Annotated in this window: 14 protein-coding genes; 8 read left to right on the top strand and 6 right to left on the bottom strand. The window is 46.8% G+C overall.

The features are described from left to right. Window positions 1-15: 15 nt before the first annotated feature. The 4 genes from ESP131_RS01385 (at window position 16) to ESP131_RS01370 (ending at window position 3,806) form a co-directional block, all read left to right on the top strand. A complete protein-coding gene (locus ESP131_RS01385; protein ID WP_231925667.1) occupies window positions 16-1,374 on the top strand; it encodes a sensor histidine kinase in 1,359 nt (452 codons plus the stop codon). Window positions 1,375-1,467: 93 nt separating this feature from the next. Further along, complete coding sequence (locus tag ESP131_RS01380) at window positions 1,468-1,845, top strand: DUF1499 domain-containing protein (RefSeq protein ID WP_029342907.1); 378 nt, start codon at window positions 1,468-1,470, stop codon at window positions 1,843-1,845. Next, window positions 1,842-3,269, top strand: a complete 1,428-nt coding sequence (locus ESP131_RS01375) for a dihydrolipoyl dehydrogenase family protein (RefSeq protein WP_029342906.1) — start codon at window positions 1,842-1,844, stop codon at window positions 3,267-3,269. The genes ESP131_RS01380 and ESP131_RS01375 overlap by 4 nt, the downstream gene beginning before the upstream one ends. A gap of 3 nt (window positions 3,270-3,272) precedes the next feature. Beyond that, on the top strand, window positions 3,273-3,806 hold the full coding sequence (locus ESP131_RS01370) for a DUF420 domain-containing protein (protein ID WP_029342905.1): 534 nt from the start codon (window positions 3,273-3,275) through the stop codon (window positions 3,804-3,806). A 42-nt stretch (window positions 3,807-3,848) separates the two neighbouring features. Here the strand turns inward: ESP131_RS01370 and motB are convergent, their stop codons facing one another. From motB to ESP131_RS01355, 3 genes are all read right to left on the bottom strand, one after another. Beyond that, window positions 3,849-4,616, bottom strand: a complete 768-nt coding sequence (gene motB / locus ESP131_RS01365) for a flagellar motor protein MotB (RefSeq protein ID WP_029342904.1) — start codon at window positions 4,614-4,616, stop codon at window positions 3,849-3,851. After that, window positions 4,591-5,376: a flagellar motor stator protein MotA gene (motA, locus tag ESP131_RS01360; RefSeq protein ID WP_029342903.1), complete on the bottom strand. Its 786-nt coding sequence runs from the start codon at window positions 5,374-5,376 to the stop codon at window positions 4,591-4,593. The genes motB and motA overlap by 26 nt, the downstream gene beginning before the upstream one ends. 98 nt (window positions 5,377-5,474) lie before the next feature. Next, window positions 5,475-5,714, bottom strand: coding sequence for a hypothetical protein (locus ESP131_RS01355; RefSeq protein ID WP_023469697.1), 240 nt, complete (start codon window positions 5,712-5,714; stop codon window positions 5,475-5,477). 160 nt (window positions 5,715-5,874) lie between these two features. Here ESP131_RS01355 and ESP131_RS01350 point away from each other — a divergent pair, with 160 nt between their 5' ends. Further along, window positions 5,875-7,266, top strand: coding sequence for a TrkH family potassium uptake protein (locus ESP131_RS01350; RefSeq protein ID WP_047390699.1), 1,392 nt, complete (start codon window positions 5,875-5,877; stop codon window positions 7,264-7,266). Between the two features lie 52 nt (window positions 7,267-7,318). Here the strand turns inward: ESP131_RS01350 and ESP131_RS01345 are convergent, their stop codons facing one another. Further along, entirely contained in the window at window positions 7,319-8,383 is a 1,065-nt protein-coding gene (locus ESP131_RS01345; protein WP_047390702.1) for an SDR family oxidoreductase, read from the bottom strand. Then, the gene (locus ESP131_RS01340) at window positions 8,383-10,518 is read right to left on the bottom strand and encodes an ATP-binding protein (RefSeq protein ID WP_069940085.1); all 2,136 of its coding nucleotides are present in this window, start codon (window positions 10,516-10,518) and stop codon (window positions 8,383-8,385) included. The genes ESP131_RS01345 and ESP131_RS01340 overlap by 1 nt, the downstream gene beginning before the upstream one ends. Window positions 10,519-10,821: 303 nt before the next feature. Here ESP131_RS01340 and ESP131_RS01335 point away from each other — a divergent pair, with 303 nt between their 5' ends. Both ESP131_RS01335 and ESP131_RS01330 read left to right on the top strand, forming a co-directional pair. Continuing rightward, a complete protein-coding gene (locus tag ESP131_RS01335) occupies window positions 10,822-11,208 on the top strand; it encodes a restriction endonuclease (RefSeq protein ID WP_230088865.1) in 387 nt (128 codons plus the stop codon). Between the two features lie 171 nt (window positions 11,209-11,379). Continuing rightward, complete coding sequence (locus tag ESP131_RS01330; protein ID WP_023469691.1) at window positions 11,380-11,856, top strand: LURP-one-related family protein; 477 nt, start codon at window positions 11,380-11,382, stop codon at window positions 11,854-11,856. 45 nt (window positions 11,857-11,901) lie between these two features. Here the strand turns inward: ESP131_RS01330 and ESP131_RS01325 are convergent, their stop codons facing one another. Further along, window positions 11,902-12,525 carry a DUF1836 domain-containing protein gene (locus ESP131_RS01325; RefSeq protein WP_023469690.1) on the bottom strand — a complete coding sequence of 208 codons (624 nt, stop codon included), beginning with the start codon at window positions 12,523-12,525 and terminating at the stop codon, window positions 11,902-11,904. Window positions 12,526-12,644: 119 nt separating this feature from the next. Here ESP131_RS01325 and ESP131_RS01320 point away from each other — a divergent pair, with 119 nt between their 5' ends. Further along, window positions 12,645-13,292: a diacylglycerol/polyprenol kinase family protein gene (locus ESP131_RS01320; RefSeq protein WP_047390706.1), complete on the top strand. Its 648-nt coding sequence runs from the start codon at window positions 12,645-12,647 to the stop codon at window positions 13,290-13,292. The last annotated feature ends 1 nt before the right edge of the window (window position 13,293 follow it).

Below are 13,293 nucleotides of genomic sequence, written 5' to 3'. Positions count from 1 at the left end.
ATATTGATGCGGTTCATGACGATTATCACGGTGACAGTCTTACTCGTCATCGGGATCCTCTCGTTCGTGACCTATAACTATTACTACGTGACGGCGACGGATGTCTTGAAACGTCATGCGAATGCGAGTGCTGTCTTATTTGCGAATAGCGGTCTTGCTTATGATTACGCCGATTCAGAAGCGACGATCCATGATGTACTCGACTCTTACGCTTATCCAGACGCTGAGATCGAAGTGTTGGATGCGACAGGGATTCCGCGTTACTCTTCGACTGGATTCATCTCAGAACGGAAGTTGACGCGAGAGGCGGTCAATCAAGTAAGGGCGGGACAGACCGTCACGAAACGATATGACGATGAGACAACGGGAGAACATTTACTGGAAGTAACAGAACCTGTCGTGTCGTTCGGTCAGACGACGGGAGCGCTTCGTTATACGACGTCGCTTGAGCGAATCGACCGACGTGTGATCGAAATTTGTTTAGCGATCGTCCTCCTGGGTACAGTAATTTGGGGACTTGCCTTCATCTATTCCTCACGTCTCGTCTCGTCGATCGTCCGACCGATTCAAGAAGTCATCGGTGCATCGGACCAAATCGCGAAACAGCATTACGACGTCAAGGTGAACGAGGAATACTCGTTCGAGCTTGGAGAATTAGCGCGGACGATCAATTATATGGGGCAACAGATCAAACAGCAGGAAACGTTGAAAGATGAATTCATTTCTGGTATTTCTCATGAATTGCGGACACCGCTGACATCAATCAAAGGCTGGAGTGAAACGTTACTCGTCGAACAGGATCAGTTGCCGGAAGAGGCGTCGCTTGGGATGGGCATCATTCATTCGGAGACGGAGCGTTTGATTTCGCTCGTTGAGCAGTTACTCGATTTCTCAAAACTCGAGACGAGTCGCCTCGTCTTATATCGTCAGGAAGTCAATTTGACAGAAATCATCGAGACCGTGACGGCGCAACTTCGTCAAAAGCTAGAAGAAAAAAATGTCCAGATCGTACAGAAGTTACCGGCGCAAGTCGTTGGTTTATACGATGAAAACCGATTAAAACAAGTCTTCTTGAACCTGCTTGATAATGCGATCCGCTTTTCTCCAGTCGGTGGCACGATCACCATTCGACTCGTTCGTTCAGAGCGTGTGTTGTTCCTCTCCTTCAGTGATGAAGGTCCCGGCATTCCGAAAGAGCACTTACGTCACGTCACAGAAAAGTTCTATCAAGTGCAAAAAGGAAAGGGCGGAACAGGGCTCGGACTATCGATTTGTCGAGAACTCGTCGAAGCACATGAAGGCAAGCTATTCATTGATAATCAGCCGGAAGGTGGCGTCATTGCGACGATTCTGTTACCTGTCACGAAAGCGTAAACACTGAGACGGGCAGAGTGAAACAGAAACTGGTAAAGTTAAGTGGATTATATTACAAAATGGATCAGATGATAGGAAACGGAGGAATCAGTCATGGCACTTGGTGTTTCAAATGGTACGCTTCAACCGCTCTCCGGAAAACCGAACGCGGTATCTACTCAAACCGATCTACAGGAAATGAAAATGCGACCGCTCCCGTTCAAAGGAACGCTTGCAGATTCGAAGTTTCAACTCTTACGCATCCTTCAAAGCCTCGACCGCGTCAAAGTCGTCAAGGAAGAAGGAACATACATTCACGCTATCTTCACGAGTAAAGTCTTTCGCTTCAAGGATGACGTCGAATTTTACTTCGATGAAGCCGCACAGGTGATTCACTTCCGTTCGGCATCACGTGTCGGGTACTCCGACTGGGGCGTCAACCGTAAACGAATGGAAGACATCACACGTCGTTATGAGGAGGGCTCACGATGAAGACCTATCAATTAGTTGTTATCGGTGGTGGTGCGGCCGGAATGACGATTGCTGCCGGTGCAGCAAGTCTCGGCGCGCACGTCGCCCTGATCGAACGCCATACGCATCTAGGTGGAGATTGTCTTCACTACGGTTGTGTTCCTTCAAAGGCTTTGATCGAAGCGGCGCACGATGTTCATGTCATGAAGCGGACGGCTGAAAAGTACAATGTGACGCTGAACGGAGACGCGGTCTATTCTAAAACGAAAGCAAGCGTCGATCGGGCACGTAACATCATTCAATCACACGATGGAACGAAACGGTTCGAAGACCTTGGTGTCGATGTCTATATCGGAGAAGCGACATTCCTCAGTGCTCATGAAGTGGAAGTGGCGGGACAGCTTGTCGTAGGTGAGAAGTTTGCGATCTCGACGGGATCGCAACCAATCATTCCACCGATTGACGGACTCGATACGATTGATTATTTAACGAACGAGACGATTTTCGAATTGACGGAGCGTCCGGAGCGACTGCTCGTCATCGGTGGTGGTGCGATTGGTCTTGAGTTATCGCAAGCGTATGCGCATCTTGGAACAGAAGTCACGGTCATCGAGGGTATGAAGACGTTACTCGGAAAAGAAGATCGCGACATGGTCGAAGTCATTCAACGTCAGCTCGAACAAGAATTGACATTACATCTCGATACGAAGGTCACGCACGTCCGCAAGTCGGCGGGGGGCATCGAAGTGACGGTCGAAGCGAACGGCGAATCACGTGTCATCGAAACGGATGCCGTGCTTGTCGCGGTCGGTCGTAAGCCACGCATCGAAGCACTACGTCTCGATCGAGCTGGTGTACACGTCGAAAAAGGATTCGTCCAGGTCGATGGTTCACTTCGCACAAGTCAACGACACATCTTTGCGGTCGGAGATACGATCAACTCGCTCCCATTTACGCATGTCGCAGGGCTTGAAGGAAAAACGGTCGTCACGAATGCTTTATTCGGTCTACGGACGAAGCCGGATTATCGGGCGGTTCCATGGGTCACATTCACGACGCCTGAATTATTCCATCTCGGATTGACGGAAGACGAGGCACGCAAGAAACATGGGGAGATCAAGGTCTATCAGACCGGTCTCGATGAAGTCGATCGTTTCGTCATCAATGGTCAGACAGAAGGGCGCGTCAAGCTCATCGCCGATAAGCGTGGAAAACTGATTGGAGCACATGCAATCGGAGAACAAGCGGGTGAGTGGATGCAAGAAGTCGTCTATGCGATGGCACGTAAAGATAAGGTCGGTCAATTGTCGCGTGTCGTCCACCCATATCCGATCCGTGGTGCTGCTGTTCAGCGTGCTGCTGATGTCTACTGGCGTGAACGTCTATTCGCTGGTCCGATCCCAAAATGGTTGAAACGTTATTTCGACTGGAAACAAGGAGAATGATTCATGCAACAACCTGCTACTAAACGGAATTTCGTTCCGCTCGTCATCCTGCTGACGCTTGTCATCAATTTGCTCGTGGCCCTTTTATTCTTTGCGCCACCAGTACAAGTTGATTCAGGATTCGATTGGACGTTGCTTCCTTTTTTGAATGCCATCTTCAATAGTTTTACCTTCATGCTGTTGCTCGGCGCTTGGATTTCCATTCGTCGTGGCAATCGGGTGAATCATCGTCGCTTCATTGGTGGTGCGATGATGACGACGACTTTATTCTTAATTTCGTACGTCACGTATCACGCCGTCAGTGAATCGACGAAATTCGGGGGCGAAGGTTTCGTTCGCCCTGTCTATTTCTTTATCCTGATTACGCACATCATCCTAGCTGCAGTCATCGTTCCACTTGTCTTGATGTCACTCGCGCACGCTGTGAATCAAAACTTCGAGAAGCATAAAAAGTGGACACGCTTTACGATGCCGCTTTGGTTATACGTCAGTTTGACCGGTGTCATCGTCTATATCATGATTCGTCCGTATTATTAAAAAAAGCTCCTTCGAGGCAACCACGAAGGAGCTTTTTTACGTTCAGGATTCGACTTTTGTTTCGTCGAGTACATTCGCTTTTAAGTCGATCAATGGTCGAATCAACACTTCGACGCGTCGATTCTGACTGCGACCTGCTTCGGTTTGATTGGACGCGATTGGTTGGAATTCACCGTAACCGCTGACGGTGAAGCGTTTTGGTTCAAGCTTTGGATTCCGTTGTAAGGCACGCATGAAACTGATCGCCCGGTCCGCACTCAGTTCCCAGTTCGACGGATACTGTGCTGTGTTGATTGGAATATTATCTGTATGTCCAGACACTTGAATCTGACGTTGCCCGGCTTTGACGAGTAGTGCACTCATCCCCTCTGCGATTTGAAGCGAGCGTCCTCTTACTTCTGCTTGAGCTGGTGAGAACAGTGCGCGGTCGCGAATCGTAAAGACGAGTCCTTCATTCGTGATTTCGACCTTGATGTCTTTTTCAAGTTTTTCATTCTTAATGTATTGATTGGCTTCTTCTTTGATTTTTTCGAGTTCTGCGATTTCATAGCTTTGTGCCTTCGTCCGCGCATCGAGTTTTTTCGAATCCTCTTCTTCTTGAGTAGAAAGTGAGCTGTTCGTGATCATTCCTGAGCCACCGTTGAAGACAGAGCTAAACGATTGGGACATCGCTTTTAGCTTCACGGCATCGACATTACTCGAAGCAAAAAGTACGATGAAGAGTGCCAGAAGTAAGGTCAATAAGTCGGCGTACGGAATTAACCAGCCTTCGGAGATATGTTCGTCATGCGGCTTCTTTTTCCGCTTCATAGTTCGCACGCTCCTTCGGTGTCAAGTACACAAGTAGCTTATCCTCTAAGTTTTTCGGTGATTCACCGTTTTGAATCGAGAGAATCCCTTCAATCATCATCTCGTATAATTGAATCTCGTTCGCTGATTTTTGCTTCAGCTTCGTTGCGAACGGGAACCACAGGACGTATCCGGTGAAAATCCCGAATAGTGTTGCGATGAAGGCACCTGAAATGGCGTGACCTAATTTTTCGATATCCGATAAATCGGATAAGGCGGCAACGAGACCGACAACGGCACCGAGAACCCCGAGCGTTGGTGCGTAAGTACCGGCTTGCGTGAAAATGTTCGCATTTGCATGATGGCGTTCCGTCATGTTTTCGAGATCACGTGTCATGACGTCCTCGACATATTCGGATGGTTGTCCATCGATGACCATCATGACGCCACGCTTCATGAAGGCATTATCGACTTCTTCAAGTGCTGACTCGAGAGATAACAGACCTTCTTTACGTGCTTGTGTCGAGAGTGTCAAAAATTGTCCGAGCAACACTTGTTTTGTCATCAGCTTTTGTTCGAATAAGATGACTTTAAACAAGGCAGGTAAGACTTTCAATCGTTCCTTCGGGAAGGAAATCATGATGGCAGCTGCTGTCCCGACGAAGATGATGACGAGGGCTGCTGGGTTAAGTAAAGCGACGGGAGGCGCACCTTTTAAGATCATACCTCCGACTAGTGTGATGAGACCAAGAATGATCCCGATGATCGACACGATATCCATGATTGATGTGTGCCACCTTTCTGTATGTAATCCGTATAGGAACGAAAAATAAAAGAGCAGAAGACACTTCTTCTGCTCGGAAATCCAAAAACCGAGAATCAAGCGCCGTTTTCGTCGATTAGCATTTGAATGCTTTCGTTTCGTTCGTCACGCTCTATATCGGTCAGTACGTCGTATTTTTTTAACACTTGATACAATTCATTTAGAATCGGTTGCTCCAAATGTAATGATAAGAGTTCCTCGAATTGATAATACAATTGCGCAGGCATCCATTGTGATTGTCGTTCCAGCCTTCGCCAGACATCCTCAATCGAATGATCAGCCGTCTTAGGGTCCACTGTTTCCCTCAACCTCCTTTAATGATTACACGTCCACTTTTATCTAGTTTACCAAAAAAATACGAAAACGTTTAGTCGATTGCATATTTCGATAGAACTTCTTAATTCGAGGGAGTATGATAAAGACAATTCTGTCTGAAAACAATCTAGGGGGAGTAAGATGTTCTCGCATAAAAGACGTTCACGACTCGCACGCTTCGGGCGTTTAGGTGAATTGATGTATCATCAGCTGTTCGATAAACCGGCACGTTTTATCGCAACTGGCTTTACATTGACGATTTTACTGGGTGGTTTTTTATTGTGGCTTCCGATCTCGCAGCAAGAGGGGCAAGATGTGTCATTCATCGATTGCCTATTCGTTGCGACATCGGCAGGAACCGTCACAGGACTGTCACCGATTAATATTGCCGAATCCTATAATTTACTCGGTCAAATCATCATGATGCTCTTAATTCAGGTCGGTGGACTTGGATTCATGACGATCGCGCTCGTCTTGCTCAGCGTCACGGGACGAAAAATCGGGATTCGTCAGCGGATCATTATCCAAGAGATGTTTAATCTCGATAGTCCGGGCGGAACGATTCGTCTCGTTCGTAATATCATCGTCACGACGGTCCTCGTTGAGATCGTCGGCATGTTTTTGATTGCGCTTGATTTGTTCATTCAATACAAATACAGCTTCGGAAAAGCACTCTATTACGGTTTGTTCCACGCCGTATCTGCCTTCAACAATGCAGGATTCGCACTTTGGGGTGATAATCTAATCGGTTTCCAACAAGATACGACATTCATTCTGACGATTGCAGCGCTCTTGATGATTGGTGGTCTTGGTTTTACGGTCATCGCGGATATCGCTGGTAAACGAAACTTCAAGAAAATTTCGCTCCATTCTAAATTGATGGTGCTATCACTACTCGTCATCAATGGACTAGGTGTTTTAGCAATGATGCTCTACGAGTGGGTTTCGAACTTGGGTTCATTAAAAGATGACTCGTTCTTCAGTGCGCTCCATATCGTGTTCTTTCAAGTCGTCACGACACGAACGGCTGGTTTCCAGACGATCGATTTAACGACGATGGTGCCGCTCTCGATCGGTTTGATGATGGTTTTGATGTACATCGGGGCAGGTTCCGCATCAACAGGTTCCGGGATCAAGGTCACGACGGCAGCGGTCATCTTGAAGAATGTCTGGACGTATATACGCGGACAGCGTGAAACGGTTCTGATGCGACGGACTGTTCAGACGCAAGCGATTCAAAAGGCATATGCGATTGCTGTCTTCAGTTTATTGTTCATCGCTTTGATCACGACGTTCCTGGCATTGACCCAGCCGAATATTTCCTTTATTGGTCTATTCTTTGAGACCGTTTCGGCATTTGGAACAGTTGGTCTTTCTTTGAACGTAACAGCTGAGCTCAATAGCTTTGGTAAGTTTTTGATCATGTTCATGATGCTACTCGGACGTGTCGGCTCCTTGACGATTCTGTTCACGTTCGCGACGCAACGAGACCGGACGATTCGTTATCCAAAAGAAAATATGTTGATCGGGTAACCGATTTAAAAAGTCCAATCGACTTCCCTTGTGGAAGAACGATTGGACTTTTTTAGTGTGTTGCGTGTGTTTGGTAATACTGGACGAGTCGAGGCATCGTTTCTGCAAGGTCTGGACAAATAATACCAGTGTCCCGTAAGTCACGTAAGGCATGTGTCGTGTCATATTGAACGGGATGAATGAAGTAGTCAAGTGTCTGCCGTTGCATCTGAAGTCGTTTCGCGACAGCTGGAGTCAATGCCGTGCTAACGAGTCGAAACGGAACGATTCCGCGCGGATAACGTCCATAATAGGCGACGTGTAACATCTCAAAAATCGCGCGTGCGCCATGTGGGAATGGATCCGTCAGATGATAGGTCTTATTTCTTCCGACCGGTGCATGACTGAGATAAGCGGTCGCTTCAATGACGTAATCATAGGGCACGAGATTGACGAGTGCGTTTGCTCGACCTGGGTACGGAAGAGGGGCGAAGGATTGCAGGAGACGCATCGCGTTCAGAACAAAATACACCCCATCCCACTTCGGTATTTCGCCCGTTTCGGAATGACCGACGACGATCCCAGGACGGATGATTGTATAGGGAATCGTTCCGATTTCTTTACGGAAACGTACCTCTGCTAAATATTTCGTTTCTTCATAAGCATTTTTAAAGGCACTTGCTTGTAACTCATCTTCTAGAACCATTCCGGAACGAAGACCCGAGACATACGCTGTACTGAAGTAAATGTAGCGCTCTAAGGTCCGACACGTATGAGCAAACTGTGTCACGTTCGCGGTACCGATCACATTGATTCGAAAGGCGGGTTCATATGCTGTTGCTAAATCATATAGCGCCGCGAGATGAAAGATGTGTGTGACGTCTTGTTGCAACATCATCCGCGCCTCTGATGATAAAGCAAGCTGTTCGACCGTGATATCGCCTTCGTGCAATACAAGTTGCTCCGATCGTAAGGATGTACGTTCTAGAAGATCCTGGCGTCGCTTAACAGCTGCGTTTCGCTCTGACGGTAAATGAAGCAAATGAAAACAAGCGATTTGGTCCGGAACACGTGCCAGTTGTTCGATCAGTTTGGTCGCTAAAAAACCGGGGAAACCCGTCATAAAGTAGGTCCGCATCAATTCCATTCCTTTCTTGGATCACGTTCGAGTACAACGGTGAAAGTCGAACCATCATTGATTTCTGATTCAACGGAAATCGCACCTCCGTGCGATTCGATGATTTCCTTACAGATGGCAAGTCCGAGTCCGGTTCCGCCGATTTTCCGGATGTCTGAGTTATCAACCCGGTAAAATTTCGTAAAGAGCTTTTCAAAAGCATTTTGTGGAATACCGAGTCCGTGATCTGTCACAGAGAACGTTGCTTGTTCCGGATTGGCTGAAAGAATGACTCGAATATGATCCGCCTGTGGAGAATACTTAATGGCGTTCGAAAGCAAGTTCAAGATCACCTGCTTGATTTTGTGCTCGTCCGCAAAAATCAGAACAGGATCCTCTGGTAGTTCTAGATCAATCCGATGCGTCTCGACGGTTTCGCCATAGGCATCGACGGTTGATGCGAGAAGATCGCGTAACGAGAACGACGTGAAGGTATACTCCTGTTTTCCACCTTCTAGACGTTGAATGTCTAAAAACTCATTTAATAGCGTCGTTAATCGTTTCGTCTCTTCGTGGACGATCTCAACATACCGTTCGATTCGATCAGCCGATTGTTTTTTATATCGTAGTAATTCCATATAGCCAAGAATGGAGGACAGCGGCGTGCGCAACTCATGCGATACTGTACTGACGAGTTCGTCCTTTACTTGATCCATCTTCGCTTCCTCTGTCCGATCACGGAAAACAAATAGGAAGCCATGACGAGAAATGCGGCTCTTCTCCTTTTTGATCGCAGTCGCATAAAATTCGAAATAAAGTGGGCTGGACTCATTTGGTCGCTGTAACGTGAAACGAAACGATAGTTCAGAATGTTTTCCGGCGAGTAATTCTTCTACTTGTCGGAGCATCTCGAATCGAGTGTTCAAATCGAGATTCGGAATCAGACTGATTCGTTCTTGAATCTTACTTGGTGCAATGCCTGGGACATCGAGTAATTTGCGTGCTTTGACGTTCATGAAGATGAAACTCCCATCCTCTTCTGTCAGTAGGAAACCTTCATTGGATGCCTGAAGAATCGATTGTGTGATATCACGCTGACGCATGATGGCATTTTTTTCGCGTTCAAGCATTTTTTCAATCTTTTTTCGTTCTGTAATATCACGAACGACGGCGACACGCATCCGGATGTTGTTGTAGATGATTTCACGCGGAAACACTTCGATTTCGACAGAAGTTCCGTCGGCACGTTGACCGAGGACTTCGTATGGTTCTTCTCGATGCTCCTCGATGCGTTGTAAGACACGCGCGTGATGATCCGGATGAATCAATTCAAGTGTCGTCTTGCCTTTCATTTTCTCGAGTTTCGTCCGGAAAATGACTTCTGCTGCGCGATTGGCATCGATGATGATGCCGTGGTCATGAAAGATGACGGCTTCAACGACGGATTCCGAGAAGAGTCGGAAGCGGCGTTCGCTTTTCGTCAGATGCCATTCGATTTGTTTTTGCGGTGTGATGTCCTGAATGAGCAGGAAGTACGTATCGTTTGGCAACCGTGTCATATAAAGGCGTCCATGGAACGTTGAGCCATCCAAACGATGATAGGTCCATTCATTTTCGGCTTCCCGTCCATGCAGTAAAAACAGTTGCGCGTCCGATAAGTCTTTTAAGTTCAATTGTTCGAGATGTTGACGGCGGGTAGCGATTTCCTTCGCATCATGTAGAATCGTCGCTTGGAGACCAATGATGTCTTCGGCATGCTCGAAACGGAATAAGGTGCTTGCCACTTCGTTACAAGTTTGAATCCGAAACGCCGAGTCGGTGATGAATAGAGCAGTATCTAGTGTTGAATTGAATAAGTCCTCGATTTTCAAGGGAGCGACATGGACAAGAAAATAGTCCGTCGCTTCAATCGCTGTGACTGTTAATTGATGTGTCGTTGAAACGACGGCTTCCTTCTGTAATGGAAAGAAATCATCCGTGATGGGAAACAGCTCCTGAACGGTTTCGATATTCGGAGTGTTCATGAACTGGTGTTGAAAAGCATCATTATGAAATTGAATTTTTCCATTTGCATCGACTAGAAGAACGGGGTCTTTCATAGCACGTAACGTCGCGTGAATGATTCGTAGCGATGAAGGAGATGAATGTTCTGCCATGAGCTACCTCCTGACTGGTCTTCGACCATGAATTTTAAGACAGTCTTTCCTCGTTAGTTTACTTCTGCAAGACGAGTCGTGTTTCCTGTTGAAGGAAGCAACCGATGAAGAATTTTAGTATAGTGAAAAAAAGGTCACGATACAGTAGAGGGGAAAAGCACGATGAAACGATTGAAACGAAAACGATTGTTACTAGCAGCTTTGTTTGCAATGATAGGAATTTTCGGAACTTATTTTTTTTCGAGTTCTTGGGAACCTTTAATCTTAATCATCAGTATAGTAGGGTGTATCCTTTTTCTTCTTTTGTCCATTTTAACGCCGTCGCTTGAAAAACGACTCGATCGAATGGAAGGACGAGAATTTGAAGAATGGCTTGCCGATTTATTTGAAACAGCTGGATATCGGGTCGAGTTGACACCTGCTTCACGCGACTTCGGAGCAGATTTGTTGATAGAGGATGAACGAGGGTATAAGATTGCCATCCAGGCAAAGCGATATAGTGCGGCTGTAGGGCTCGAAGCGGTTCAACAGGTCGCTGCCTCGGTTCCATTTTACGGGATGGATGAGGGATGGGTCGTTACGAATTCGACCTTTACGGAAGCCGCGTATCAGCTAGCGGAACCAAATCAGGTTCGCCTCATTGATCGGGAAGAATTGCTCGCATTTGCAAAGGAGATGAACCTGCATTGAACATGTCGAATGATTGTCGACAAAAGGGGGTTGTCAATTTGGAGAAACGGTGCAATAATCATTTTCGTTAACGAAATATCATACAGATAAAGAAAGTTAAACTATACAGGATGTCTAAATAAACTGGGGACGAAAAACCAGCACGTTTTAGCAGTGAGAGGAGAATTTCTGTTGCGCAAAGTTGTCTATGTGCAGGGTTGCGTTTTTTCGCAAGGTCATGCCGCGATTTATGATGAAGCGCACCAAATGATCGGTGCGGTTCAACACGACGAGAATGGTCGTGTTCAAGTAATGAATGGTGAAGGTAGAGGGGTAGCGTTTGGTAAGTTCATTCCGACGTGTAAGAAATGGGTCGTGATGAACCATGATGGACAAGAGGTAGGTCAAATGCGTGAGAAGTTTTCGCTCTTCTCGAAGAAATGTGAGTACAACGTGTATGAGCGTGGTACGTTCACGATTTCCTTCGACCTGACAAAAGGAAAATTCTCCGTACGGAGTGCAGCTGGAGAAGTCGTTGCGGAATTGTTGCAAGACGGTGATGAGTACCGTCTCGTCAAGGATGCAGACAAACTCTCGATGTACGAACTACTCTCTGTCTTGAAAAGTCTGACGAACAACGTCCACTATAAATCACTGACAGCCGTCTAAATAAAAAAAGATGCCTTCCATGACATGGATGGCATCTTTTTTTCATCATGTCGTTTGCAGAACATGATGGAGACGTTGTTTCGCTTCGTGCGTCAAATGCGATACACGACGGGCATAGAGACACAGTTGCAGGACGTGGACAGTTTCAGGGCGGTAAGCGTTAATACGCTCGAGTGAGCGTCTCAGACGCTTCTCCGTCAATTCGATTGGACCACTTGTCTCCGCGTGTTGCGTGTAGACGAGATAAAAATTAAGCGGACTGATTAAATCATCCTCATCGATATTCGGATTCTTGAAGACGATTGTCAGCAGTTCCCGTGTTTCTTCTAACGAGAAAAGGTGTTTTAAATCATCTAGCAGATAGATGATCGAAGCCTGATTGATCGAGTACTTCTTTCCGCGATGCGGTACGCCGATGATGTCCCGGACTTCACGTTTCGTCCAGTTCTGAATCGTCGTCGCTGACATATGTTCGCCGATCAGGGCATTTGCCAAATGAACGATTTCATTGATGGATAGACCATTTTTTAATGGATCGAATTGCTTCAAGCGATTGATGACCTTCGGCAATTCTGTGCCTTCCGTTGCGACGAGGGGTTCGATTCCTTTTCCTTCGTTCAAGCGTTGCAGACAACTTGATAATGTTTGTACTGCTTGAGCATCATACATTTCCAAAACTTCCTCTCTAGGACGTCATTTGACCTTATGTTATCAAATGAAGGTTCAATAGGGCAAATGGCAACTGAAACAACGTACAATAAATAATAGGAAAGAAAGGGGGAATGACGATGGAATGGATAGCTGCTCTTGGCACGATTGGAATCGTCGGGCTAGTTCTCGTCATCCTGGAAGTCATTGGACGCCGTTTCGGCTTTTCTCCCGAGACGGTTCGGAAATGGATTCATATTGCAGTTGGTCACTGGGTGTTTCTTGCGCTACTATGGCTGGATCACTGGTACGTTGCGATTGTACCGTTATTATTCTTTGCAGTCGTTAATCTACTGACGCTACGAAAAGGAATCGGTCAGATGCACGACGTCGATCGTCCTTCTTACGGAACGGTCTATTACCCACTCGCTCTAGCGGGACTCGTCCTGTTCTTCTTCGAACGACAGCCGATGGCGCTCGTTGCGGGAAGCATGGTGCTTGCTTGGGGCGACGGTCTCGCTGCTCTCGTCGGAAAACGCTATGGGAAGACGTTTTACGTCCGTGGTGAGACGAAACGATCCTTTGAAGGAAGTATCGCCCTGTTTTTGGCGTCATTCCTCGTTTTGACCGTGACGTTCTTATTTTATGGACAACCGGTTTGGCTCGCTGTCAGTTATGGCTTCTTGCTTGCGAACATCGCAGCCTTGATCGAAGCCATCTCATATCGCGATCTCGACAATTTGATCTTGCCTTGGACGATCGCGGCACTCGTTGCGTTTGCTTTTTAAC

The sequence above is a fragment of the Exiguobacterium sp. U13-1 genome (genome assembly GCF_001750115.1).
Classification (GTDB): Bacteria; Bacillota; Bacilli; order Exiguobacteriales; family Exiguobacteriaceae; genus Exiguobacterium_A; species Exiguobacterium_A acetylicum.
This window is presented reverse-complemented; position numbering and strand designations above follow the sequence as displayed.